Below are 26,074 nucleotides of genomic sequence, written 5' to 3'. Positions count from 1 at the left end.
GGGAGTATAAAAAATGAGCCAACGTATCAAAAGAGCTTTTTTAGATACAGAGGATGGACAAATTCTTTACCGTATCGGTGGCGAAGGTGAAGCGATACTTTTACTGCACATGACTCCCCGCAGTAGTGATGAATTTAAAGAATTGATGCCGAGTTTGGCAGCTACTAACTTAGTAATTGCAATGGATTTAATGGGGTTGGGTGATTCTGACAAACCGCCTAGAGTGTATGCAGTTGCAGACTATGCTAAAAATGCGATCGCACTTTTGGACGAGTTAGGCATCAAAAAAGCCAGCATTTTCGGTAGTCTAACAGGGGGTTATATCGCGGGAGAAGTTGCAGCCGCCTACCCAGAACGAGTCCAAAAACTCATTCTCTGCAATGTAATTGGATTTGATGCAGCAGAACAAAACAACATTCTCCAGCGATATTCTCAGGGATATCAAGTGCAAGAAGATGGCTCGCATTTGATGGGAAGATGGCTATCTCGTGTTAATTATGTTGGCACAGGAGATTTAAATCACCGTTGTGTTTTAGATGATTTAAAATCTTTCGGTTCTACTATATATCCTGGTGTTGCAGTAGCAAATTATTGTCTTTCGGCTCCAGAAAGATTTCGTTTAATTAACTGTCCGACTTTGATTATGTCGGGAGACAAGGCATTAGAACCATTAGAAAAAGCTGGTTTAGCCAAAGCAGAAAATCAATCTTGGCTCAAAGAAGCGATTCCTCATAGTCAAAGTGTCGAATTAGAAGGCGGAACTCTTTGGATGGTAAATCAAATGCCAGAAGACATATTAAAATTGGTAGTCAATTTTCTGTAAAATTAGTCATCAGCTAATCAAGATCCGCATTACCCCACCCCAGTATTGTCTAAAGCCAAAATATCCAACAAACATCCCCGCCCTGCTTGCGGGGCTACGGTGTACATACAAGTTGCTTCATCAGCATTGTTAATGTATTGGTTAACATTGCTAATGTAACGACTGACATTGCTAATGTATCGGTTGACATTGTTAATGTAACCACCGACATTGTTAATTTATGGGTTAACATTGCTAATGTAACGACTGACATTGTTAATGTATCGGTTAACATTGCTAATGCAGCCACTGACATTGTTAATGTAACGACCTAAAATTATTTGCGATCGTCTATCATGACATCAAAGTGTTTAACTGTAGTTTCAGGTTTTATGAGATATTCGTTATCTCTAGGAAGAGGTCTAACTTTTTCAATGTCGTTACCAGCAAACTTACGAATTGCATCTCGTGATTCCCAATAAGAAATCACCGTAAATTCTGTATTATTGCCATTATTGCGGCGCAGGACTTGCGTCCCCAAATTACCAGGAATTGACTCGATTTTTTTAATTCCCGCTTCTACTAAATAAGTATAGTATTCATCTGCTTTCGATGTCGGAGTAGTACCATGCCAAATACGTGCCACAACTTTCTTGGATTGGGTAGTAGCAGAATTATTTTGGTATGGGTTCTGCTGATACTGCGATGGTTTCAATCTGTGTAAAAACAGCAAGTGGTACAATAACTGAAATCGCCAATCTACAAAGAATACTCACAAAATTACTTGGTCTTGTCATTAGGCATCTCCAGGTGTATCTGAAAATACTGTATATCTCTATAATAAATTTCTAATCAACTCGGATAATAAACTAGCAGCCATCATCCAGAACTGGCAATCAAATTTCCGAAGAAGTATTAAAAGTAGTTGATTTTTGGGAAAATTATGCAGTAATCATGCAAAATTGATTAAATATTTTTGCGTAGAGGGAGCGCAGAGAACCAAAAATATAACTGTCAATTAAATATGTAAATAAATTTGCCTACCTACTGAAAGGAAGACGATGAACAACGAATTACCATTGATTATCGAGTGTCGTTGTAACGAAATCACCAAGCGCGAGGACAATCCAGCTTTACCTTACTCTCCAAAAGAAATCATCCGCGAAGCAGTTCGTGCTTGGGAAGCAGGGGCTTCAATTTTCCATTGGCACGGACGAGATCCAGAGAGTGGGACACCACGTAACGATGTGGAACTTTATCTCGAAGTGATACAGGGAATTCGCGAACAGACGGATCTCCTCATCCATCCGACGCTAGGCTACATTACACAGAATCAGGTAGAGGATCGCGTCCGGCATATCTTGGCAGTGAATGATGATCCAGTGCTGCGGGTTGACATGGCACCTGTGGATTTTGGATCGCTCAACGTAGACTTTTGGAATCCCCAGGCAAAACAGTTTACCACCTACGATCAGGTGTATGTTAATACTCGTGAAAACCTCAAGGCGGTGCTGGAAGTATTCAAAAAACACAATATCTATGTGAGTTCAGTTTGTTGGGACGTAGGGCAAATGCGAACAGCGCGTTGCTTTCAGGAAATGGGACTGCTGCCCAAAGAAACGCTTTGGGAGTTTGTCTTTACTGGGGAAATAATGCCGGCTGGCGCTGCGCCGACTTTACCGGGTTTGCAGGCGTTTATAGCTGAGGTGCCTGCGGGTAACCAGTGGTTGGTACTTTGCTGGAATGGAGATGTGATGAGGGTAGCATCCTGGGCAATTACCCTTGGGGGACATGTTGCAATTGGACTGGGAGATTATGCTTACACTCGCTTTGGCAAGCCGCACCACGGCGAATTAGTCGAGATGGTTGCCAAGATGGCGCATACACTCGGTCGGGAAGTGGCAACACCAGCACAGGCGCGTGAGATTCTGAAGATGCCGCCGCGAGCTGCTGTTACTGAAAAGTTACAGGCAACTGTTAACTAATAGCACTTTTTTTAATATACAAGGGTGGGCGATGCCCACCTAAAGATAAATCTAATTGCGATCGCTCAAAAATCATGACACAAAAGATTAAACGAGCTTTTCTAGACACAGAAGACGGACAGATTCTTTATCGCATTGGTGGAGAAGGTGAACCCATTCTGCTACTGCACATGAACCCCCGCAGTAGTGATGAATATCGCGAACTGATGCCACTCTTGGCTGAACACAGACGAGTCATCGCAATGGATTTGATGGGGTTTGGTGATTCAGATAAACCACCCAGAATGTATACAATCGCTGACTATGCAAAAACAGCGATCGCACTTTTAGATGAATTAGGTATAGAAAAAACCAGCATTATGGGAAACCATACTGGCGCTTTTGTTTCCGGAGAAATAGCTGCGAGTTATGGCGATCGCGTTGACAAATTAATTTTAGGTAACGTAGCTGGTTTTGGTGAAGGAGGTCAAGCAGAGCTATTTAGAAGAGTTGAGGAAGGTTTTAAAATCCAAGAAGATGGCTCTCATCTCATGGAAAGATGGTTAGCCCGTTCTCGATACGTCGGCTCTGCTGAATTAAATCACCGTTGGGTTTTAGACGATTTAAAATGTTTTGGTCATCCTTTATATGCAGTTTGGGCTGTAGGTAATTACTGTCTGGATGCACCAGAAAGATTTCGTGCCATCAAGTGTCCAACTCTGATTATTTGGGGAATGGATGATGTCAAAGAATTTGAAAAATTGAATTTAGCCAAAGCAGGCGATCGCTATTTTCTGTCTCAAGCAATTCCTCATGGCAAAGTTGTGGAATTTGAACAAGGCACAATTTGCATGATGAATCAGATAGCAGAAGAAGTAGCGCAGGTAGTAATCCCATTTCTCAACGATTGAGAATAGTTCAGCCGCTAATTTTCGAGGACTGCTGTACACTTAATTTCTACAATTAGTCCGGGTGTAGATAAAGCTGTGATGCCAAATCCCGTCCAAGTCGGAAAGTTATTAGTAAAATAGCGGTCTTTCACTTGCATAAACAGTGACAGGTGGGGAATGGTAAATCGCTGTTCTGAACCATTAGCAGACGGAACTTGCAAATTACCGAGATTCGTCCCTGTCACATGGTAAGTAATCATCTCTACCACATCATCAAAAGTCGCTCCTGCTGCTGTTAGTACCTTTTTCACATTTTCAAAAGTCTGGACAAATTGGGCTTCTACTCCTTCTACTACCTGTAAATTTTCATCCCGTCCCACTTGTCCTGAAATATATAATGTATTGCCTACCTTAATGCCTGGGCAGTAGTGATACTTTTCATATAAAATTTCCATGCCTTTGGGAATAATGACTTCACGATTAATGGCCATGTAAGCAGCTCCATACTGTTTCAACTACAAATCAACCTGATCCAACTTGAGAACAGCAGTTTTTAACCTCTCATCCCAGTGACAACCGAACGCGCCGCATCAGACAGCATCCAGCCATCAGCAGCAGGTGTCACGAAATCATAGCCCTTAGCAAACAGTGCGCGACCCCCAGCTGCATTGAGACTGATGCCCCCAAGCCAACAATCGGAAGTGGAGAGGACTATCGCTTCAGCTTCCGCCATCAGCCGATTAAGTTCTGAATTATCTCCAAGCTTGGTCAGTGCAGGAAAATCATCCCCGATGTCTGCTGTCAGATCGCCTGGCCCTAAAAATACCATATCGATCCCGTCAACTGCGGCAATTTCCTTAACATTCTCGAAACCCCGACGAGTTTCGATGATAACGGCTATAAGTAGGTTCTCTCGATAATTGGCAGGATAATCTAGCGCTGCCAAACCCCAGTTAGCTGCTCGGCTTTCGAGATAACCAATACCTCGATGTCCGCCATGAGGTCGATAGCGGGTAGCGGCGACAATGGCCCGCGCTTCATCTGCTGATTCTACGGTCGGTACAAGTATACCTTCCACACCCATGTCCAAGGCTCGCTTGATATAGACTGGATCGTGTGAAGGTACACGCAAAATACAGGTCACATCTGTTGCCTGAGCGGCGCGGAGTTGCTCTACTAAGACGCTCATATCCATAGCGCCATGTTCGTGGTCGATAATAAAGGCATCGAAACCACACATAGAAAGCAGTTCGATTGAGTCACTATCTGAGAAAAAAATCCAGCAACCGATGGGTTGGGAACTGGTTTGGAGCATTTTCTTCAGTCTATTAGGTCTGAACATAAATCCTAATTACTTCTCAAGCATCAATACTACCCAATCTCATTCTGCAATGGGAATTACACTTCGTGGTCAGTAATTCGTCGCTGGCTAAAAATTAGACAATTATGTAGATAGTCGCATTACCGAGTAACAATCCGAGGATGCGATCGCTTTTTTTATTTTTATGTAAGCAAAGTTAAAATTTGATAATTTAGTGTCAAATATTGACCCATCATTAAAGATAAAAAATCAACTTATCTTTAAAAAACTTATTAAATTAATTGTTGTGTATTGGGAAAAAGACTTTTTCTAATTTTCTTTTCCCAATCGATTACATCACTACTGAAGTCTGCGTTTCACTTCTGCAGCTAAATCTGCTAACATCACTTCTATTTGTTCGCCTGTTTGCAAATCTTTCAGCGATGATTTTTGCGCTGCTGCTTCGTCAGCGCCAATAATTACACAAAATCTAATTCCTTGCTTGTCTGCTGCTTGGAATTGTTTACCTAAAGGGCGTTTTTCAAAGTTTGTAACTACATTAATTCCTGCTTGGCGCAACTGTTGCGAAACTTGCAAATAAGTCGGCATTAAATCTTCTTGCATATTTACTACTACTACCTGGGCAGGTGTTGCAGGTAGAGTCTTTAAAATATCAGCCTTTAGCAAGCGACTAATTAAGCGAGTTAAGCCAATGGAAATGCCGACACCAGGCATTTTCTCACCGATAAACATCCCCACTAATTCTTCATATCTGCCACCAGAACAGATACTACCTAAAGCTTCATGTCCAATGAGAGTTGTTTCGTAAACTGTGCCAGTATAGTAATTTAAACCGCGAGCTATCGATAAATCAATACAGAAACGCTTTTCGGGAACGCCTAAATTCCTTACCCCGGCAATTACTGTTTCGATTTCATTAACACCTAGACTTAATTGCTCGGCATCGGGGAGATTTTGTGAAAGGTGCTTGAGTTTATCTAATACCTCATACACACTACCTTTAATATTAATAAATTCAATAATTTTTTGGGTTTGCTCTGGTGAAATGCCTTCTTTGCCTAATTGTTGTTTGACTTTGGCTTCACCAATTTTCTCTAAATCATCGATAATACTAATACAAGTTTTAATTTGATTTTCAGCTATGCCTAAAGATTGAAAAAATCCTGTGAGAATTTTGCGGTTATTTATCCGAATGAGAAAATCACCAATATTAATAGCTTCAAATATCTCGGTGATAATTGCAGGCATCTGAGCATCATAAAGCAAGCTGAGTTGACTGCGAGCCACCACATCAATATCACATTGGCGAAATTGGCGGAAACGTCCATCTTTGGCGCGTTCACCCCGAAACACAACATCCATTTGGTAGCGCGCAAAGGGAAAGGTTAATTCGTTGAGGTGACGGGCAATGTATGCTGCTAAGGGAACTGTTTGATCGAATTTTAAAGCCCTAGCTTCGGAACCAGTTTCCCCGGCTTTGTCTCTTTCTGCTTGGCGGTTTGGTGGCAGGATGGGGTCGATACCATAAATAATGTTATCACCCTGATTACCTTTTGCTTGTAGTACTTCTAAGCGTTCTACAGCCGGGGTTTCGATGGGCGTGAACCCGTAACTTTCAAAAACTCTGCGGATGATATCTAGTAAATATACTTCCAGGCGTTTTTCGCTAGGAAGAAACTCTGGGAACCCGCTAGGGGTAGAAAAATTAATTCTGTCACCTTTTGCCATAACCTTACACTGCCAGTTTTAGACTTGAGATTTTGCGAAAAGTTGAGCCAGTGCGTTGGACGGGTTCCCCGGCTTGTTCGCGTAGCGTCTCCCCTTGGGAGAAGCAACTGGCGTTGTGTGCGGGGGTTCCCCCCGTTGAGCAAACTTTTCAAGCTAGATTTTAGATGAGAATGAGGTATGCCGCATATAAACTGCGATCGCTCCTTTATCGATGACTTTCTATTTATGTACTACGACTAAAGTCCCAACTTTTGCCCAGTTGTACAGTTGACGCGCCTGCTTAACTCTCAAATTTACACAACCGTGACTAACTGGAGTCCCGAAATTGTTATGCCAGTAAGCACCATGAATAGCATAGCCTTCATAAAAATACATAGCATAAGGGACATCAGGAATGTCGTAGTCTTCGCCCCGCATTCGGTTAAAGCGATACTTAGAATTAATTGTAAATTTACCTTTAGGTGTAGGAGTTGCGCGTTTACCTGTAGAAATACGGAATGAATAAACTAAATTTTTACCTTCCCAAGCCAATAAACGTTGCTCGGATAAGTCAATTTCAATCTTACGGGTGGGGGATTTTGGTTGAGGTTGAGATACCTTTGGCTGATTATCTATTGCAGCAGCGCTGGCTTGAGCAAATTTGGAGTCAATATTAACTGGCGACGACCAAGAGAATAAAGTTGCCAATATCAACAATAAACTTGTACAGCAATTACCTGAACGATTAAACAAACTCCTGTAAATTTTGGTTTGCATAAAGTCTCACCTTCTCTTCGTCTGCTAAATTTTGCTTCTTTAACCTTGAATCTTTCCGCATTTCTGGCACAATGTCCTTTCGGCAGAGATATATCGATTTTATATAGACCGATCAGAAGATTAAATATAGGTTAAAATGACAATTCTCAGATGGTTAATTTGATTCATCCGTCGGGAATTTTATTTTTCTAGAAAGAATTAATCGGTGACATATCATATTTGAATTAATTCATATATAGATATATCATGCAGATAATTTCACTACGGATAGAAAAATAGTTATTAATTCTGTTCGCTAGCTACAAATACTAATCTTGTTTAGCAGCGTCATTAAGCGTGTATTAACGCATGGTATAGCTAAACTCCATTAAATATTAATTAAGGAAGTACGCAATATACGCCCAGGGTATTGCTACACAAAATAATTGTATTTGTGCAGTTTCTAATAACTCTGAATTATGAAATTAAAAAGTATATTTTGTCAGGTTGGAATAATAGGCTTTAAACACCAGCAATTTTAGGAGAATCGACACTACTATATATTGCATTTACACCCTGATGTTCAACAGTACCTACCTGAAGATGTCATACAGAATTTTTTTAGATTTACATCCGGCTTGAGGAAGGAGTTTATTAGCCTTATCCTCTATATTTTACTTCAATATCATGTGGTTATATTCCAGAGATTCCCAGGGAATTTTGATATGAGAATCTCTTCAGAAGATTGTTTGGGAATGGTGTTTAATTGCCAGAAAATTCGCTATTTATGAATAAATACGGGAGTTCCTACAGATGCCCAATTAAATAACCACTTAGCATGATTGGGCGCAACATTTATACAGCCGTGGCTAACTGGAGTGCCAAACTTATTATGCCAGTAAGCACCGTGAATTCCGTAGCTACCTTGATAATACATGGTATAAGGTACATCTGGAACATCGTAATTTCTACCACGCATCCGCGTAGATTTATGTTTGGATTGAATTTTAAACGAACCAATACGAGTAGGAGTAGACTTTTTACCCGTAGAAATCACGATCGCATAAACAGGTGTTTTACCTTCCCAAGCTATTAGCCGTTGTGTAGAAAGATTAATTTGAATCCAGCGTTGATCTGATTGTTTTAGTGTCTCGATTGTTTGCGTAACGGTATCATCTTTAGCTTTGGCGGTAACTTCACAAATTCCAGGATTTGCCACAATCAAACTGAGTGCTACACCAGTCATAAATATGGGTAATCGGTGTATCCATCGATGATGATTTTTATTTTTCATCGTAAATATACTTAACTATGGTGTTTAGGGAAAATTATCTGCTTCTACCCTAAAGTACCCTAATTGCTGTATCAAAATTTGCACTTGCTGATAAATTACTGCCCAATTGTTTTGTGTAACTAAATGCTGAGGAAATAATTGACTACTTAAACCAACAGCGATCGCACCTGCTTGCAAAAATTCCTTGGCGTTGTCTAAAGTCACTCCTCCAGTAGGAATGAGGGGAATTTCCCCTAGAGGCCCTTGCAGGCTTTTAATATAACTCGCGCCTCCTACCGCATCTACCGGGAAAACTTTTACACAACTAGCACCATGATTCCAAGCGGTAACAATTTCTGTAGGTGACAAAGCCCCGGGAATAATCGGTATATTTTGCTCTAAAGCAGCTTGAATCATTGCTGAGTCAACATGAGGCGCAAAAAGAAACTCTGCTCCACAGGCGATCGCTTGTTGTAACTCCTGGACGTTAAATAGCGTACCAGTACCAATTGTACAGTTTGGTAATTCGGCACGAAGCTGGCTAATTAATTGCCCAGCGCGATCGCTATTCCAAGTAATCTCAATCAGCTGCATTCCCCCAGATGCGGCTGTCAAAGCCATTTGCTTTGCTAATTCCATCTTTGACGCACGAATAACTGCGATCGCGCGGTGTTGTCGCAATTTTGATAACCAAGCTTTATTTGTCATTTGTTATTTGTCATTTGTTATTTGTCATTGGGGTAATTGCTTTTCTCCCCTGCTCCCTGCTCCCTGCCTCATATCCTCTGCAACTACAAACATCAATGGCTAATGCCTAGCTTGCGTCTTCAACCAAGCTATGGCATATTTTTATAAAATGCTTTATTCCTATCGACTTACCGTAGTTTTTAGAGATCTGATTGATTTTAGGGTCTAGAGGAGTTATCAAAATGGCAATGTTGAGCAACAAGCCCTTGGGCATCTTAGAACAGCAAAACACAGTAACGTCCGAGGAAATCATAATTCACGCTTCTCAGCATATCAATCAAGGTAGCTTGTGGAGTCTTGTGAGAATAGCTGGTACAGCAGTACAAAAATTGTGGTGGCATACTAAAGCATACGGAACGATTTTTAGTGTGATGCTGCTGACCTTGGTGAGTATGATTTTCTTGGGTTTTCATTGGTATTCCCGCAAGCTATTTTCAGGTTTCAACATTGCTCAAGATACAGTAGAATCCACCAGTAAATAAGTTGAAAAAATTACAAGCTATTTCTTATTTAGCTCCCAATTGGTTTGGTTTCTACGAAGCAGTATTGGCTTATTTAGATAGGATTTTGGGAGCAGAAACGCAATTAAAGCAGGGTGAATGCGACCCTTTATTAGATCCTCTGATTTTAAAAGACCAACTAGACCTAGCTTTTATTTGTGGATTACCCCTGATTCGTTATTCTCAGATAGTTTTGGATCAGTTGCAGCCTGTTGTTGCACCCGTGATGCAAGCGCCGCGTTATCGCAACCGTCCGGTTTACTTTTCAGATGTCATAGTCAATGCTGATAGTGATGTCATCAAGTTTGATGATTTAGCTGGTAAAACGGTGTGTTATAACGATCCAGGTTCTAACAGCGGCTATAATCTGTTGCGTCATCGCTTGTTACAGGGAAAATATCCCCAACAATTTTTTAGCAAAGCTATACAATCAGGTTCTCACCAAAATTCTATTCGCTGGGTAGCACTAGGAAAGGTAGATTGTGCGGCTATTGATAGTGTGGTATTAGAACAAGAATTACAGGATTTTCCCGAGTTATATCAGTACTTGCGCGTAGTTGAGGCACTCGGCCCCTGTCCTATGCCACCTTTGGTTGCAGCTCTGCATCTGGGGAAATCAATAATTCAGCAGATACAGTTAGCTTTGCTTGAGCCGGATGCTGAACTACAGACAGCAATGCAACGAGTGGGAGTCAAGCAATTTGCGGCAGTGGAGCTAGCAGATTATAACGCGATCGCTGATATCTACAATGCCGCTCTCAAAGCAGGTTATGAGTCTTTGTGAGATTTATGACACCACAATGGAATTTCTTAATGATTTTTTAGTGCGTATATAGTACAATTGTATTGTATATTGTTCTCAAATCGCGTTCCAGAGTAAATCCCTCAGCACTCCACTGGGGGATTTTATTTGAGAATAGTTGCTTGATAGTTGCAGTTAGGGACTTCCAAATAAAAAAATATCCCAGTATTTATTGTGGGGTGGACATCTTGTCCGCCCAGCTTATGTGGCGGGCAAGATGCCCTACGCTGCGAAATTAACAGTGGACTCAAGCCTATACCGCCTCAACCTTATCCTCATTATTGTGAATATGATTGGGGAGGTGGGTTTTTACTATCTGAGTCTGGCAAACCCGAAATTCTCTGTATTAGTGACACTTTTGAGGCTAATTACAAATTATCTTACGGCAGTAGCTGGAAACAAGCAGGATTCAATTGTTTATCGCAGCGAACTGGGCTGACTTGTACTAATGCTAGCGGTAATGGTTTCTTTCTCAGTCGTGAAGGCTGGAAAATCATCAGCGGTGATCAATGAATAATCTGAGTAATACATTTTGAAAAAAGAACGCGACAGATGGGTAGGGGCACGGCATCCAAAATCTTTTGGCATATCAAATATCTTATTGGTGCCCATTGGTGTCAACTTAACGTGAAACTCTCTTGGTTGCAAGGTTTCGCCCTCACCCCCAGCCCCTCTCCCACAGGGAGAAGGGAGCTAGAGATTTAGTTCCCCTTCTCCTGCGGGAGAAGGGGTTAGGGGATGAGGGCGCGAGGTATTTGTACAACGCCTATCCTATATCGCTTTTAGCTTATGTTGACACCAATGATTGGTGCCGTGCCCCTACAAAGAATTTATCTGTCGCCAACAGTATTTAAATTAGTATAAATAAATACTTATAGGCAGGGCTGATAATCGAACCACAGAGGACGCAGAGAACTCAGAGGAATAAGACTTTCATCGGTTTTTACGTAAATCTTAATAGGTGACGTTTAATGAGAAGTAAATCTTGAAAACTTATGGCATAAGAGGCGTTTCTAATTCACATTAGGCGTAGTTTGCGATCGGATATCCTGAATGTTTAAGTACTTATTTGAGAATTTACCTGACGGATAGGAATTTGAACTACAATTTCTGTTCCTTTACCAGGAGTGGAAAAACACTCTAATTTACCGCCATGTTTTTCTGTAATTATTTGATAGCTGATTGACATCCCCATACCTGTTCCCTTACCGACAGGTTTTGTCGTGAAGAAAGGGTCAAAAATATGCTGAATGACGGCTTCTGTCATTCCTAAGCCGTTATCAGCGATCGCAATTTTAATCCAATCAGCATCGATGACTGCGGTGGAGATGGTAATTTGGCTGGGATTGGCTTGAATTTCCCCAGATGTGCGGTGAGTGTTGGCTTCTTCTATTGCATCGATGGCGTTTGCCAGAATATTCATCAATACTTGGTTGAGTTGCCCAGGATAACACTCGACTAGCGGTAAGGTAGCATAATCGCGCATGACTGCGATCGCCACAGCACCAGGTTCAGGTTGTAAGCGATGATGCAAAATTAGCAATGTACTTTCAATACCTTCATGAATATCAACCTCTTTTATTTCCGCTTCGTCCAAGCGGGAGAAGTTTCGCAGAGATTTGACAATTTCGCGGATGCGTTCAGTCCCCAATTTCATGGAGGTGAGTAACTTGAGCAAATCTTCGCTGACAAATTCTAAATCTATATCGCTAATTTTTTCTGCGATCGCTGATGTGGGGTTGGGATATTCGCTTTGGTATAGTTGCACTAACTCCAAAAGACTCTCAGTATAATCATGGACAAAATCGACGTTACCATGAATAAAATTAACCGGATTATTGATTTCATGGGCAACGCCTGCAACCATTTGTCCTAAGCTGGACATTTTTTCGGATTGAATCATTCGCGCTTGGGTTTGTTGCAGTTCTTGGAGAGTATTTGTTAAGTCCGCAGTCCGTTCTTCTACACGATGTTCTAATTGTTCATTGGTTTGTGCTAAAGCCTGAAATGATTCTTGCAATTGCTGCGCCATGTAGTTGAAAGCACGAGCCAGAATATCTAATTCGCGGACATTTGAGGAAGCTACATTTTGATCCAATTTACCATTGGCGATCGCCTCTGCTGCTTGACTCAGCCGTAAAATTGGTTGAGCAATCCGCCTAGAAGTAGAAATTGCAATAATTGTGGCAATTACCAAAGCCCCCAAACACAACAGCATAGTTGTACGATTGTGAGCATGAATTTGTGCCATAAAATCGGATTCGGGTACAGCCACAACCACCAGCCAGTCTAAACCGTATTTGTCTCGCCACGGCTTGATTTGCACAAACTGTCTTTCTTGGTTGAAAACAATATTAAACTCTTGCTGATTCTGGATTGCTTGCAGGGTATGAAACCGCTTTTGCAAGCCTTGCGCGACAGTGCGAATGAGGCGATCGGGAATATCAAAGATGCTGTATCTTTCTACTTGGTTATTTACCTTGTACAAGATGGGAAAATTACCAGAACTCCCAACCAACCTACCATTACGCTCAATAATAAACACCTGACCGGCTGGGCTAACTTTGAGGTGACGCAGAAAATCACTAATACTAGTTAGCGCCAAATCGATACTTGTTACGCCCAGTAACTTGCGGTTGTTGTCATAGAATGGAGCCGCAGCCGAAACTGCAATGTAATAGTCCAGCCCATTATCTAAAGAATTATCCTGCCTTTGCAGTGCTTTTCCCGCCTCAGTAAATTGTGAATTACGAATTTCCGCCGCTTTAATTTTACTCCAAGTCAACTTGCCTGCGGTGACGGTATCTTTATACCAAGGCTCTGTTAACGGATTGAAATCATAGCTTTGTAAAAGTTTAGCCCGCTTACCTTGAGCATCAGCAACATAGTCGGAAGCTTTACCACTGCTCAAATTCTCATAGAGTACTAAGTCAACTCCTTTAATCCAACGTCCTGCGCCAGCTTCTCTTTTATCGATTAAACTATAGCCCACATAGCTGAGATGAGGAAAAGCTTTGGCTTGTCTCCAAAAATAATGTCCGCTAGCTATGGGATCGTTAAGATTTAATTCGCGATTAGCGATCGCATCTACATTTATTTGGGTTAATTGAATGGGTAACGCCAAATACATATCTAGGCGATCATCAACCTGCTGACCAGCTTTATCAATCAACTGTTCAGCCAGATTGTTCACAGCTTTTTGACTATTTTTAAATGAGAGATACCCAACTAATCCCACCGCCGCAAAAATTTGCAGTACAAAGGGCACAATGAGAATTAAGTTGAGTTGTATCCGGTTATTTGATTTGGGAAGGTGCTTGTTGGCAGAGTTCAAGGACATGATTTGAGCAAGAGTCTGGCATCATATTGCAGCAAAGGCTGGCCATATAATGCCCAAATACCTGCGGAAAACACCGACAATAGCAAAGTGCGATCGCTATCTCCACAAATCTAGTAGTTCAACACACAAATATTGACAGGTGTCGATTGGGTAAAGGGAAAAGGTCAAAGGTGAAGGGTTTAAAGCCTTTACCCATTTCCTCCTTAATTTTTGCATCTTCCTTGACCATTGTTTACTCTCCTACTAATGCCAGTGCTTGATTCATCACTTTGTCGGACAAATACATTCCACAGAGGCGTAGTTGTTCTAAAACCGGACGCGCTGCTGGAATTGCGCCTCGTTGTTTCGCAGTAAGAACTATACCTAGAGTTCCCCGTACTGGAATGCCCAAAGCTATTGCACAACGACGAGCGGCTAAATCATCTACTATTACCTCAGTTCCATTATTTACATAAGCCCAAGTTAAAACAGCAGATTCACCAGGGCCTAAATCCCAACTCTGAATAATTGGTGGAACAGGGGATGTAACAACTTCTACCAACCAAGAAGTAGCAGCCAGCGCCATTGCAGTTACATCTATCTCCCCGTATGCTTGAATTTCCGTAGCAACAGCTTGGGGGACAATAATTTCTGGACTGACTATCTGCAATAGATGGAGAAAGCCACCCTTAGTCAAAAAAATCAGAGGGGAGGTGTTAATTGCAGGATATTCAGCCACGGTTTAATTCTTGTTGCAAATCATCAAAGTCTACAGTAAACACATCTACTTGCTCACGAGCAAGGGCTGCAAGAAAGTCGCGGCGGTTTAAACCTGCAATTTGGGCAGCTTTTTCCTGGGAAATTTCACCTTTTTGATACCAGTAGATAGCCGCCGCTAGGCGCATATCACGTACAAAATCATTTGGAGTCAGACGACGGGCTGAGAATACTTCTTCGGGTAAGTCTAGATTTACTCTGGTCATAGTGTTTGTTTAAAGAGTGCGTTAATGAATTTTAGTTGCAGCCCATACTTGGAAACTAGTAACTGATGTCTCTGCGGTTTTCTTCTAAGATGCTTGTAGGGATGATTCATCTTAGACGATGTGCCATCAACCACTGATTTTGAGACTAACATAAGGAGAAAAAACTTATGGGACTTTTTGATCAAATTCTTGGTGCTGTTGCCAATTCCAATCAGCAAGGCAGTTTGGGACAATTGGGAAGTATTATTAGCACTGTAGATCAATTGAGTAATAGCACTGGTGCAGATGCTTCTACAATTCAATCGCTGTTGTCGGTTGTAGGTGGTCAAGTGCGATCGGCTTTACAAGAAAAGCAAGCTACAGAAGGTAGTGAAGCTGTGGAATCCGTAGTCAATGAATTTGCAGGGACTTCGCCTAATTCCGCAGCCGTTAATTCCATATTTTCGCCTGCGTTACAGCAACAAGTGGCGGAATTTGCTGCTCAACGCACGGGTTTGGATGCTAGTTTGATTCAACAATTACTACCCCAAATTGTGCCTGTGGTGCTGAACTTCTTGCAATCTGGTGCTAATACTCAAGGTTTCCAAGCTGGGGGAAATCCAGTACTCAGCAGTTTCCTAGATTCCGATAATGATGGCGATGTCGATATTTCTGACGCTATCCAAATGGCTAGTCGTTATATGGGCAGATAAATCAAAAATTAATTTTTGATTTTTAATGAAAATCTGTTTGTCACAACATCGGTGAATAAGGAAGACAAGGGAGAATTATGGCAGAATCTCCCTTGTCTCCCTGGATTCTCTTTGTTGTGGGGATAAGGGGTAATGGGGATTGGAGATGAGAAAGATGAGGAAAATAAACAATTCAAAATTTTTCCCTTTTACCAATTACCAATTACCAAATGACAAATGACAAATGACAAATGACAAATGACAAATGACAAATGACAAATGACAAATGACAAATTCAACCATTCTCATCCAAAATCGTCCCTTCCAAATTAGCTTGCTCTAAATTTGCGCCGTTTAAGTTGGCTTGGTTTAAGTCTGCTTGAGCAAGATTCGCCTGGGTGAGGTCGGCTACGGTTAAGTCTGCGCCACTTAAATCGGCTTTATCTAAATTTGCAGCTACCAAAGTTGCTTCGTGTAACTCCGCCTCACTCAAATTAGCTTCAATTAGCTTGGCAACAGTTAAATCAGCCTGAGTCAAATTAGCACCATCTAAAACAGCCCCATCTAAAATAGCACCATCTAAGATAGCTCCAGTGAGATTACTCCCAGTCAGGTCAGCATCACTCAAATTTGCACCGTTGAGATCAGCCTCAATCAGGCTAGTTTGGCTTAAATTTGCATGGCTGAGATTCGCACCATCTAAAATTGCTCTATCTAAAATGGCCCCACTGAGATTGGCTTCTCTCAAATTGGCTTCGCTGAGGTTGACAGCAGTAAAATCTCTTGCGCCTGCGGCATAGTTAGAAAGAAGTTCTTCTGCTTTCATCATGATCCTCCGCTAGTTACTACTGCTGTTTGAGCGATCGCAATCTATTACCCAGCATGGGTAACAGATAATTTCAAAATAATTTGTAATTCGTAATTATTTGTTCAGACGATGGTTAAACTATGTTATCTATTAATAATTTTTTTAGTTACCGCCTAAAGTTGTTATTTGATTTCACTCTTAGGATGGTTATGGCAGCTTGCGAATTAGGGCTTTGTGGTAGAAAAGACGTTAAGTGTAGCGATCGCGTCTTTTTCAGATAAGTTCATTAAAATTCAAGTTACATCATCAGGGCAGCAGGCTAGATACTGCCCCGCAAGAGATTGATAAAATTTAATATACAAATTAAATGTGTTTTCGCTGATAAAAACTTGAAAACCAGTTTTAATATGCATGAGTTGCTGTTGACCCAATACTACTCAGTTAAGCGTTGTGAACTCAAAATTGGTTTTGGGGAAAAGGTTAAAGGTTTTTTATTTCCCTTTTCCCATTCCCCTTTTTCCTCTTAACCGACAAGTATTGGCTGTTGACCCCCATAACAAACAGATCTGGGTCAGTTACATAAGCCATGATTGAGTTTGTTTCTCGAGTCTATACTAGAACAATTCATTCAGGATGCTGAAAAAATGAGCCAGTCCATTACAAGACTTCCCTGTGTTGTGACGGCTAGTGTACCACTGTCACAACGTGTTTACAGTTGTCCTAATTATGATTGATCAATTGACCGTGATGGCAAGACGGCAATTCAATTATCAAAATTTATGGAGCAGGCCATGAGTCAAAATTTACCAATAGATTCCCGTACTCAATCATCTAAAACACCTGGACTGAAGCCAGGACTAGCTTCGGCATTGGCAAGTTTAGAAGTCCAGTTAGATCAAGAATTAGCGCGGTATAGACGCACACGCGATACCTCGAGATTAGCCAATCCTCGTGTAGTTAGTTATATTGGCAGTACACCACAAGCGATCGCCCAAGCAATTCTCGAACAATCTCAGTCAACAGATATTAAATCACCCACGCCACCTGCACCTGTAACCCCAGATCCTCTGTTAGAAGCAGCTACGGATACAGTCAGGTTTGAGGAACTAGATCATCTTCAGTTATCCTCAACCCCAGAGGTGGCGACAACGCTCACTCCACCACCGCCACCGCCACCAGTCCCGCCAACTCCAGCTAGCAGCATAGTACGTACAGAACCACCTGATGAGGATGATACTGTTCTACAGTCAGATGATCCACCAAGCGAGCCTGATAACTATTTAGAATCTAGTGAAGCGCTGTTACGTAGTGTCACTGACGAAGAATCACCAGCGAAACGCCCCAGCACTGCCAATGACGGTATACTTTCACCTTTGGGCATAGGTTCAATGCTGCTGTTATTAGTAGCAAGTTTGACTTTAGGCTATGTGGTATTTAATCCCAAAAGCTTGACGCAGTTAAAGCTAAGTAACGTTTTTAATGGTAAATCTTCAGCACCTGCAGAAAATACAGCCAATGTAGAAACTAATATCCAAGCACCGCCGGAAACATTACTCACACCTATACCCAAGTATCCTAATCTAGCAGCCAAAGAGTTTCCGGAAGTTAAAGATCCTAATGATGTTATCGGCTTAACACCTAAAGGCAAAGCCAACCCCGCACCATTACCTAATCAGATCCCCGTACAACCAGTACAACCCCCCGCAGGCTTATCTGCGCCACAACCAGCAAATCCTACAGCAGCAGCGCCAGTACAAACGATAGAACCTGCGGCTCCTATCAATTCGCCTGCACCATCACCAAACGCCGCCCCCTTCCAGCTCAATCCACAGACCAAACCTTCAGCAGATGGGTTTTATCACGTAGTCACCGATAATCAAAATGAAAGGTCTTTTGCTGCCGCCAGACAGGTAATTCCTGATGCTTATTTATCAAAGGATAACAAGCTGATTTTTCTAGGTGCTTTTAAAACTCAAAAAGAAGTAAAAAAACATCTAGAACTATTACAAAAACGCGGAATTCCAGCCAGAGTGGAATAGCCATAAGTGGCGAAAATCTAGGCGATAATGAAGTAAATATCAATTAATTTAGCTTCTGCCCAGTACAGCATGATGGAAAGAAAAATACCATACCCTACCTGGCAAACAAGCTGGAGAGCAAACAGGGAACTCAGTTACAACATCCCAAAGCCTAAGCATAAAGTTTTTTGACTTTATAAATTCGCCAAAGGAGTTGGGCTGACTGGCACAAAATGAATGGAGAGCCGATATGGAAGTGATGAAGCGTATCCTGCGGGTGTTTCGCGCTAACCTTAATAGTTTAATCGGCAGTACGGAAGATCCAGAGAAGGTTCTGGAACAAACCGTCTTAGAGATGCAAGAAAACTTGATGCAACTACGGCGAGGAGTAGCACAAGCGATCGCCATCCAAAAACGTACCGAACGACAAGCTGCTGCGGCTGATTCTACAGCCGAAGAATGGTATCGTCGCGCGCAACTGGCTCTACAACAAGGTAACGAACCTCTCGCCAAAGAAGCTCTCACTAAACGCCGAGTTTACCAAGAAACTGCCAAAACTCTTTCTGAACAAAGGTTAGAGCAAAATACTTTGGTGGATAAACTCAAACAGGATATGCGGACGCTGGAATTAAAAATATCCGAAGCTAAAACCAAAAAGGATATGTTTATTGCCCGCGCCCGTTCTGCAGAAGCATCCGCCAAGCTGCAAGAAATGCTCAACGGAGTTTCCTCAACCAGCAGTCTCAATGCATTTGAGCGTATGGAAGACAAAGTTTTGCAAATAGAAGCCCAATCAGAAGCTATAGCGCAACTGGGTGGCGACGATCTGCAAAAGAAATTTGCTTCATTAGAATCTAGCAATGACATTGATGCTGAACTAGCAGCAATGAAAATGCAGGTTTTTGATGATGCAAATAACACACCATCACAACAACAGCTACCCAAAAATCAAGACTCTTGATCGTTGGGCAATTACTGAGGCGGGAGTATATCTTAACAATTAAGGGGTGTTGGGAGGTACTGTTCCAGACCGGAAAGATTACATTGGAATAAGTAGCTATTAAACAGTAAAAAGCTTAACTGTCCAACAAATTGCGTAAACAACACAAGGAAAAAACAAAGTTATGGGATTATTTGATCGAATTAAGCGAGTAGTCAGTGCCAATCTCAACGACCTGGTAAATAAAGCAGAAGATCCGGAAAAAATGCTGGAACAAGCCATCCTGGAAATGCAGGAAGACTTAGTACAGCTGCGTCAGGGTGTTGCCCAAGCGATCGCGGCACAAAAACGCACTGAGAAACAGTACAATGATGCCCAAAATGAAATTAATAAGTGGCAACGCAATGCCCAACTAGCCCTACAAAAAGGTGATGAAAATCTAGCACGGCAAGCCCTAGAACGTAAAAAAACTTACACTGAAACTGGCACTGCGCTGAAAACTAGCTTAGATCAACAAAGTGGGCAAGTTGAAACCCTCAAGCGCAACCTCATCCAGCTAGAAAGCAAGATTTCTGAGGCTAAAACCAAGAAAGAAATGCTCAAAGCCCGGATTACCACCGCCAAAGCCCAAGAACAACTGCAAGGTATGGTGCGGGGTATGAATACCAGCAGTGCAATGGCGGCTTTTGAGCGCATGGAAGAAAAAGTCCTGATGCAAGAAGCTAGGGCGCAGTCAGCAGGAGAATTAGCTGGTGCTGATTTAGAAAGTCAATTTGCACAGTTGGAAGCTGGTAGTGATGTTGACGATGAATTAGCAGCCCTAAAAGCCCAAATGACCTTAGGCCCTGCTAGTTCAGCCAATCAACCCGCACTACCACCTCAAACACCCCAACAACAAAGCACACAGCCGAAACCCAATGAAGTGGTGGATGCTGAGTTGGAGTCTTTACGCAAGCAATTGGATCAGATGTAATATCTTCACCAAACTGATGAAAGCTCATCCCACGCCCTTTGGTTGTGGGATTTTGTATCTGGGGGGACTGGGGATTGGGGATTGGGGATTGGGGATTGGGGGAAAGGGGAAAAGGGAAAAGGGAAAAGGAAAAAAAAGGGAAATTATTATTACCCATTACCCATTACCCATTACCCATTCCCAATGCCCAATGCCCCATGCCCCATTCCCAATATGTCCTCAGTTTGGGATAGAGTATTTTGTGTGCCCATTTTGATAGATGCCACCTCATGGAGACTGCAATGAGTAAGGGTGTAATCACCGTAACTGATGCTGAGTTTGAAACCGAAGTCTTAACAACCGATCTGCCAGTGTTGGTTTACTTTTGGGCTTCTTGGTGCGGGCCTTGTCGGCTCATGTCACCATTAATTAACTTAGCTGCTACTAAATACAGCGATCGCCTAAAAGTTGTCAAAATGGAAATTGACCCCAACCCACTTACTGTAAAGCAGTATCAGGTAGAAGGCGTACCAGCCTTAAGACTCATTAAAGACAACGCACTTTTGGCATCCTCTGAGGGTGTCATTGGTAAAGACAAATTACTCAGCTTTTTAGATGAACATTTAAATAGTAATTAGTGAAGGTAAGGCTGAAGCATGAAGGATAAAATTACCCTACTTATCAATAGTGTATTTTTTCGCCTACGGCGGCTGGTAATAATTCTCTCTTCATTCTTCATCCTTTATCCCTCCTACTGTCAACAGTCTCAAGTACAAATAAATGACAAGCCCTTTACGGCGGGTGTAAGGGTATTGGGTGCAAAGTATATGCCAGTCTGATGTAAGACTGCAACGGATAGATTTTCTACTCGAAATTGGGTTTAAAGAAAAAATCACAGGGTAAGAGTTAAAGATGTTTTCTTTACCTCTTTCCTCTTGTCATTTTCTCTTTTATCAACAATTATTGAGTCGGAAGTTAACAGCATCCTTGTTTGAGCCAATCAATTTTATTGAGCGGACTCATCTATACCAAGCCTGACATCAAGTTTCCAAAATTCAGTAACAGATTCAAACTCGGAAACCCATGAGAAATCTGGCTTTCTTAAATTTTGAATTGTGAATTTGGAATTGGTTTTACACCGCCATTGTTTGACCTTTATTTTCTTTGTTTTGAATTTTGAATTACCCTTAGGGGTTGATTATGATTGAATTTGCAAAGCGTTTACAACCCCTGCAATCTAATGTGTTTGCAGATATGGATAAAGCCAAGGCGATCGCTTTGGCTGCTGGGAGAGAGATTATTGACCTGTCGCTAGGTTCTTCGGATTTACCAACGGAAGCTCATGTAATTGAAGCGATCGCGCGATCGCTTCACGACCCGAGTACACATGGTTATTTGCTGTTCCATGCTACTCAAGGCTTTCGTCAAGCGGCTGCTAGTTGGTACGAAAAAAAATTTGGGATTAAGGTCGATCCGGAAACTGAGGTATTACCTTTAATCGGTTCTCAGGAAGGTACAGCACATTTACCTCTAGCATTGCTCAATCCTGGCGATTTTGCCTTGCTGCTTGACCCTGGTTACCCTTCCCACGCTGGAGGTGTATATTTAGCTAGCGGTCAAATCTATCCAATGCCATTACGGGCAGAAAATGGTTTTTTACCAGTATTGAGCGATATTCCGGCTGCTGTCTTAGCACAGTCGCGGATGATGGTTTTAAGTTATCCCCACAATCCCACAGCTGCGATCGCGCCGCTATCTTTCTTTAAAGAAGCAGTAGCTTTTTGTCAGCAACATAATATCGTCCTGGTTCACGATTTCCCCTATGTAGATTTGGTGTTTGAGGGGACAGGGGATCAGGGACTGGGAGCAAATTCGGCTTTAGTGCCCTCAATTTTGCAAGCAGACCCCGATAAAAGCATTTCCATTGAATTTTTCACCCTGTCTAAGTCTTACAATATGGGTGGCTTTAGAATTGGCTATGCAATTGGTAATGCTGAATTAATTCGCGCTTTACGCCAAGTTAAAGCAGCCGTCGATTTTAATCAATATCGTGGGATTTTGAATGGCGCGATCGCCGCTTTGACTGGCCCACAAGCGGGAGTGGAAAAAGCTGTTGAGACTTTCCGCAAACGTCGTGATGCTTTTATTAATGCCTTACATCGCATTGATTGGCACGTTCCTACCCCCAAGGCCACAATGTATATTTGGGCAAAGCTACCTCCTACTTGGAGCCAAAATTCTCGGGAATTTTGTACTCAACTAGTCGAAAAAACTGGTGTAGCAGCTTCTCCTGGTACTGGCTTTGGTAAATCTGGTGAAGGATATGTGCGCTTTGCTTTGGTGCATGAGCCACCTTTATTAGAAACTGCTGTTGAGAGAATTGCTGAGTTTCTGTAGGGTTGATTGTGAGCTTTGGCTGCTTTGACAAATATTTATAGCATATGAGGGTGCATTACATAGATTGAATGCACCCTCATATTTTTGACAAAATTGCTCAGTATTTTGTTGAGTTAAAGTTGTGTATTTGCTCTTATTTGAGCGCTTTTTTGGGCATAAAAATACAATCTATCTTGTCCAAACTCGTATATGGAGATAAATTGCCCATTCTTCATAACTAACGAAGATAATTTGATTCCAATTATTTAATACCACAATTATAACTATAAAGAGTTTAAAAAAATATTAACTTTTTGTGGAAGTGAGACTATTAAGATAATATTATGAAATACAGATAAACAAAAACTAAATTCGATTTATTAAAATTTTGACTGATTTACATTCAGCAAATTTATCATTTGACTGACATTTTCCCTAGACTTTGGCTAGATTCTGATTCCCTATCTTGTGCAATAATTGATGTCCGAATTTGAAATTTTTGATTTTCCCAAATAGGAAAATTAAAAATTTTCATAAATACATTTTCAACTCAAAAAGAGCTAAAAATGACAATAGGTTGCGGAAAATTATGAGCATGAGCAACTTCAGTTCTAATTCCGTGAACATCTGGGTTTCATTATTTAGTGATTTAGCTGTAAAGCGCGTAAATAGTCAAGGAGAGGCTCTCAGATTTCAATTGATCATGCCAATTTGATGGAAATTAATATCAGATTATAGCGAACAATGACGGCACAATTAATATCTCTTAATGAGCGATTAAAGTCTCAAGCAATCAAACGAATTCTATTAATTGAAGATAATGATGTTAATAGAATGTTGCTCAGTGACTATCTCAGCCACTTTGGCTACGATGTCCAAAGTCTTTCATTAGGCTCTGCTTTATTTACCACTGTCGAAAAATTTCAGCCAGAGTTAATATTACTGGATTTAAAATTACCAGATATTGATGGCTATTCATTGTTAGCCCAAATCAAGCAAAAACCAGAGTTTGCCAAAATCCCAATAATTGTAGTTTCAGCTTTTGCTTTTGAAATCGATCAGCAACGAGCCATAAATTTAGGAGCTTGGCGTTACTTTGTAAAACCCATCAATCTCAAAGCTTTAATGATGACAATCCAAGAAAAACTAGCTTGTTAAGCTATATCAGCTAAAGTGTGAGAGAAAAATCCTGCGGTCTAAATGGTAGTTGCGTGTGTAGTTAATCTTGGCGGGATAGCAGGTGAAGGAAACAACACAAAAAATTAATATTCTTTAAAATAGAAATAGGTGGATTTATGAAATTACCTAGATCTGTTTCGTGACAAAATCTTCTCCCACACTAGTTAAAGATCCAGAACGCCTAGAAAGTCGTCTAGCTGAAATTCCACCCGAACCAGGTGTTTATTTTATGCGGGACGAAAGCGATCGCATTATCTATATAGGCAAATCGCGGAAATTGCGATCGCGTGTCCGTTCTTATTTCCGCGATGGTTACAATAAAAGCGATCGCATTGCCACAATGGTTAAACAGGTGGCAGAAATTGAATTTATCGTTACCGATACCGAAGCAGAAGCTTTGGCGCTGGAAGCTAACTTGATTAAGCAGCACCAGCCATATTTTAATGTGCTGCTCAAGGATGATAAAAAATATCCTTATGTTTGCATCACTTGGTCAGAAGACTATCCCCGGATTTTTATTACTCGTAAGCGTCAACTAGGGAAAGAAAGAGATAAATTTTACGGGCCATATACAGATGCAGGTTTATTGCGCGAAATCTTACGCATTTCTAAGCGCATCTTTGCCTTGCGCCAACGACCTCAACCATTATTTAAAGACCGTCCTTGCTTGAATTATGATTTGGGACGCTGTCCTGGTGTGTGTCAGCAGCTGATTTCCCCAGAAGAATACCGGAAAACTGTACAAAAAGTAGCGATGGTATTTCAGGGAAGAACTCAGGAACTGATTGATATCCTGAAGCAGCAAATGGAGAAAGCCGCAGAAGCGTTGAACTTTGAAGCAGCAGCGCGGATTCGCGATCAAATAGCTGGGTTAAAGTCACTGACGGCGGATCAAAAAGTTTCTTTACCAGATGATACAGTTTCACGGGATGCGATCGCCTTGGCAGCGGATGACCAACATGCTTGTATTCAATTATTCCAAATTCGTGCAGGGCAATTAGTCGGACGCTTAGGATTTGTGGCGAATGCACAAGCGGAATTTGGTGCTATTTTACAACGCGTGTTAGAAGAACATTACCAAACTGCTGACTCGGTGGAAATTCCCGCAGAAATTTTAGTCCAGCATGAGTTACCAGATAGTGAGATATTGGCAGATATTTTAACTGGGAAAAAAGGGAGAAAAGTGACAATTCTTGCACCCCAGCGCCAAACCAAGGCAGAATTAATCGAAATGGTCGAGCGTAATGCCCAATATGAATTGCAAAGAATGCAAAAATTGGGCGATCGCAATCAGCAAGCAATGCAAGATTTAGCTGCAATTGTTGATTTACCAGACTTACCCCACCGCATCGAAGGTTATGATATCTCCCACATTCAAGGGTCGAATGCAGTAGCTTCCCAAGTAGTATTTATTGATGGGTTACCCGCCAAGCAGCATTATCGTCACTACAAAATTAAAAATCCCACAGTCACCGTCGGACATTCAGATGATTTCGCCAGTCTTGCAGAGGTCATCCAGCGTCGCTTTCGCAAGTATATTGAAGATCCACAATTAACCCGTGCGGGTAATCCTGACTGGCCAGATTTAGTGATGATTGATGGCGGTAAAGGTCAATTATCATCCGTTGTCGCCATTTTGCAAGAGATGAATTTATTAGAAGACTTGCGGGTTGTCAGTTTAGCGAAACGGCGAGAAGAGATTTTTCTCCCAGGAGAATCCCAACCTTTAGAAACCGATGCAGAACAACCAGGAGTACAATTATTGCGACGCTTAAGAGATGAAGCCCATCGCTTTGCTGTCAGTTTCCATCGCCAACAGCGTAGTGATAAATTAAAGCGATCGCGCCTAGATGAAATACCCGGTTTGGGACACCATCGCCAAAAGCTGCTATTGGGACATTTTCGTTCTGTTGACTATATTCGCCAAGCCACACCCGCACAACTAGCAGAAGTATCAGGTATTGGGCCGCGTTTAGCCCAAGAAATCTACGATTATTTTCATCCCTAAGATATAAGCACTTCTTAGTACCAATTCAAATAATGTTTGCGACACATCAATATATTCT

General features: G+C 41.6%; 26 protein-coding genes. 15 read left to right on the top strand and 11 right to left on the bottom strand.

All coding sequences use genetic code 11. From position 1 onward, the window contains the following. Positions 1-13 precede the first annotated feature (13 nt). Positions 14-823 (top strand): alpha/beta fold hydrolase, encoded by an 810-nt coding sequence (locus HG267_RS00260; RefSeq protein WP_045874636.1) that lies wholly within the window; start codon positions 14-16, stop codon positions 821-823. 316 nt (positions 824-1,139) lie between these two features. Here HG267_RS00260 and HG267_RS00255 read toward each other — a convergent pair whose 3' ends face one another. Beyond that, positions 1,140-1,448, bottom strand: coding sequence for an antibiotic biosynthesis monooxygenase family protein (locus HG267_RS00255; RefSeq protein WP_235623142.1), 309 nt, complete (start codon positions 1,446-1,448; stop codon positions 1,140-1,142). Between the two features lie 415 nt (positions 1,449-1,863). On the opposite strand from HG267_RS00255, the gene HG267_RS00250 reads away from it, so the two are divergent. Both HG267_RS00250 and HG267_RS00245 read left to right on the top strand, forming a co-directional pair. Beyond that, positions 1,864-2,787 (top strand): 3-keto-5-aminohexanoate cleavage protein, encoded by a 924-nt coding sequence (locus HG267_RS00250; protein WP_045874634.1) that lies wholly within the window; start codon positions 1,864-1,866, stop codon positions 2,785-2,787. A gap of 74 nt (positions 2,788-2,861) precedes the next feature. Continuing rightward, the gene (locus HG267_RS00245) at positions 2,862-3,677 is read left to right on the top strand and encodes an alpha/beta fold hydrolase (protein ID WP_045874633.1); all 816 of its coding nucleotides are present in this window, start codon (positions 2,862-2,864) and stop codon (positions 3,675-3,677) included. A gap of 14 nt (positions 3,678-3,691) precedes the next feature. Here the strand turns inward: HG267_RS00245 and HG267_RS00240 are convergent, their stop codons facing one another. The 6 genes from HG267_RS00240 to HG267_RS00215 form a co-directional block, all read right to left on the bottom strand. After that, on the bottom strand, positions 3,692-4,147 hold the full coding sequence (locus HG267_RS00240; RefSeq protein ID WP_045874632.1) for a RidA family protein: 456 nt from the start codon (positions 4,145-4,147) through the stop codon (positions 3,692-3,694). A 62-nt stretch (positions 4,148-4,209) separates the two neighbouring features. After that, positions 4,210-4,998 (bottom strand): HpcH/HpaI aldolase family protein, encoded by a 789-nt coding sequence (locus tag HG267_RS00235; protein WP_045874631.1) that lies wholly within the window; start codon positions 4,996-4,998, stop codon positions 4,210-4,212. 318 nt (positions 4,999-5,316) lie between these two features. Then, positions 5,317-6,705 (bottom strand): histidine--tRNA ligase, encoded by a 1,389-nt coding sequence (gene hisS, locus HG267_RS00230; RefSeq protein ID WP_045874630.1) that lies wholly within the window; start codon positions 6,703-6,705, stop codon positions 5,317-5,319. A gap of 219 nt (positions 6,706-6,924) precedes the next feature. Beyond that, positions 6,925-7,461, bottom strand: a complete 537-nt coding sequence (locus HG267_RS00225; RefSeq protein WP_045874629.1) for a L,D-transpeptidase — start codon at positions 7,459-7,461, stop codon at positions 6,925-6,927. A 760-nt stretch (positions 7,462-8,221) separates the two neighbouring features. Beyond that, a complete protein-coding gene (locus HG267_RS00220; RefSeq protein ID WP_045874628.1) occupies positions 8,222-8,734 on the bottom strand; it encodes a L,D-transpeptidase in 513 nt (170 codons plus the stop codon). Positions 8,735-8,758: 24 nt separating this feature from the next. Next, positions 8,759-9,421 carry a bifunctional 4-hydroxy-2-oxoglutarate aldolase/2-dehydro-3-deoxy-phosphogluconate aldolase gene (locus HG267_RS00215; RefSeq protein ID WP_045874627.1) on the bottom strand — a complete coding sequence of 221 codons (663 nt, stop codon included), beginning with the start codon at positions 9,419-9,421 and terminating at the stop codon, positions 8,759-8,761. Positions 9,422-9,648: 227 nt separating this feature from the next. On the opposite strand from HG267_RS00215, the gene HG267_RS00210 reads away from it, so the two are divergent. The 3 genes from HG267_RS00210 to HG267_RS00200 all read left to right on the top strand — a co-directional run bounded on the left by HG267_RS00210 (position 9,649) and on the right by HG267_RS00200 (position 11,275). Continuing rightward, positions 9,649-9,942 (top strand): hypothetical protein, encoded by a 294-nt coding sequence (locus tag HG267_RS00210; RefSeq protein WP_045874656.1) that lies wholly within the window; start codon positions 9,649-9,651, stop codon positions 9,940-9,942. Between the two features lies 1 nt (position 9,943). Continuing rightward, the gene (locus HG267_RS00205; protein WP_045874626.1) at positions 9,944-10,744 is read left to right on the top strand and encodes a PhnD/SsuA/transferrin family substrate-binding protein; all 801 of its coding nucleotides are present in this window, start codon (positions 9,944-9,946) and stop codon (positions 10,742-10,744) included. Between the two features lie 192 nt (positions 10,745-10,936). Further along, the gene (locus HG267_RS00200) at positions 10,937-11,275 is read left to right on the top strand and encodes a DUF6636 domain-containing protein (RefSeq protein WP_052335460.1); all 339 of its coding nucleotides are present in this window, start codon (positions 10,937-10,939) and stop codon (positions 11,273-11,275) included. A 544-nt stretch (positions 11,276-11,819) separates the two neighbouring features. Here HG267_RS00200 and HG267_RS00195 read toward each other — a convergent pair. The 3 genes from HG267_RS00195 to HG267_RS00185 all read right to left on the bottom strand — a co-directional run bounded on the left by HG267_RS00195 (position 11,820) and on the right by HG267_RS00185 (position 15,064). Beyond that, the gene (locus HG267_RS00195; RefSeq protein WP_045874625.1) at positions 11,820-14,102 is read right to left on the bottom strand and encodes an ATP-binding protein; all 2,283 of its coding nucleotides are present in this window, start codon (positions 14,100-14,102) and stop codon (positions 11,820-11,822) included. Positions 14,103-14,334: 232 nt separating this feature from the next. Further along, complete coding sequence (locus HG267_RS00190) at positions 14,335-14,820, bottom strand: DUF3368 domain-containing protein (RefSeq protein WP_045874624.1); 486 nt, start codon at positions 14,818-14,820, stop codon at positions 14,335-14,337. Further along, the gene (locus HG267_RS00185) at positions 14,813-15,064 is read right to left on the bottom strand and encodes a UPF0175 family protein (protein ID WP_045874623.1); all 252 of its coding nucleotides are present in this window, start codon (positions 15,062-15,064) and stop codon (positions 14,813-14,815) included. Before HG267_RS00185 ends, HG267_RS00190 begins: the two co-directional genes overlap by 8 nt. Positions 15,065-15,231: 167 nt before the next feature. Here HG267_RS00185 and HG267_RS00180 point away from each other — a divergent pair, with 167 nt between their 5' ends. Next, positions 15,232-15,756 (top strand): DUF937 domain-containing protein, encoded by a 525-nt coding sequence (locus HG267_RS00180; RefSeq protein ID WP_045874622.1) that lies wholly within the window; start codon positions 15,232-15,234, stop codon positions 15,754-15,756. Positions 15,757-16,030: 274 nt separating this feature from the next. Here HG267_RS00180 and HG267_RS00175 read toward each other — a convergent pair whose 3' ends face one another. After that, positions 16,031-16,561: a pentapeptide repeat-containing protein gene (locus tag HG267_RS00175; protein ID WP_045874621.1), complete on the bottom strand. Its 531-nt coding sequence runs from the start codon at positions 16,559-16,561 to the stop codon at positions 16,031-16,033. Positions 16,562-17,334: 773 nt separating this feature from the next. Between HG267_RS00175 and HG267_RS00170 the strand changes: the two genes are divergently transcribed. The 8 genes from HG267_RS00170 (at position 17,335) to uvrC (ending at position 26,016) form a co-directional block, all read left to right on the top strand. Beyond that, the gene (locus HG267_RS00170) at positions 17,335-18,582 is read left to right on the top strand and encodes a hypothetical protein (protein WP_045874654.1); all 1,248 of its coding nucleotides are present in this window, start codon (positions 17,335-17,337) and stop codon (positions 18,580-18,582) included. Positions 18,583-18,811: 229 nt separating this feature from the next. Then, positions 18,812-19,522, top strand: a complete 711-nt coding sequence (locus HG267_RS00165; protein WP_045874620.1) for a PspA/IM30 family protein — start codon at positions 18,812-18,814, stop codon at positions 19,520-19,522. A 163-nt stretch (positions 19,523-19,685) separates the two neighbouring features. Then, complete coding sequence (locus tag HG267_RS00160) at positions 19,686-20,474, top strand: PspA/IM30 family protein (protein ID WP_045874619.1); 789 nt, start codon at positions 19,686-19,688, stop codon at positions 20,472-20,474. Positions 20,475-20,548: 74 nt separating this feature from the next. Further along, complete coding sequence (locus HG267_RS00155; RefSeq protein WP_155539666.1) at positions 20,549-20,707, top strand: hypothetical protein; 159 nt, start codon at positions 20,549-20,551, stop codon at positions 20,705-20,707. Positions 20,708-20,755: 48 nt separating this feature from the next. After that, positions 20,756-21,091 carry a thioredoxin family protein gene (locus HG267_RS00150; protein WP_045874617.1) on the top strand — a complete coding sequence of 112 codons (336 nt, stop codon included), beginning with the start codon at positions 20,756-20,758 and terminating at the stop codon, positions 21,089-21,091. Positions 21,092-21,653: 562 nt separating this feature from the next. Further along, positions 21,654-22,850 (top strand): LL-diaminopimelate aminotransferase, encoded by a 1,197-nt coding sequence (locus HG267_RS00145; protein WP_194007940.1) that lies wholly within the window; start codon positions 21,654-21,656, stop codon positions 22,848-22,850. A gap of 723 nt (positions 22,851-23,573) precedes the next feature. Beyond that, positions 23,574-23,987: a response regulator gene (locus HG267_RS00140; RefSeq protein ID WP_045874616.1), complete on the top strand. Its 414-nt coding sequence runs from the start codon at positions 23,574-23,576 to the stop codon at positions 23,985-23,987. 160 nt (positions 23,988-24,147) lie between these two features. Next, positions 24,148-26,016 (top strand): excinuclease ABC subunit UvrC, encoded by a 1,869-nt coding sequence (gene uvrC, locus HG267_RS00135; protein WP_045874615.1) that lies wholly within the window; start codon positions 24,148-24,150, stop codon positions 26,014-26,016. Positions 26,017-26,074 lie beyond the last annotated feature (58 nt).

Origin of the sequence: Tolypothrix sp. PCC 7601 (assembly GCF_025677855.1) — a bacterium.
Classification (GTDB): Bacteria; Cyanobacteriota; Cyanobacteriia; order Cyanobacteriales; family Nostocaceae; genus Aulosira; species Aulosira diplosiphon.
Note: the sequence above shows the minus strand (reverse complement) of the source record. Positions and strands in the feature narration are given on the sequence as shown.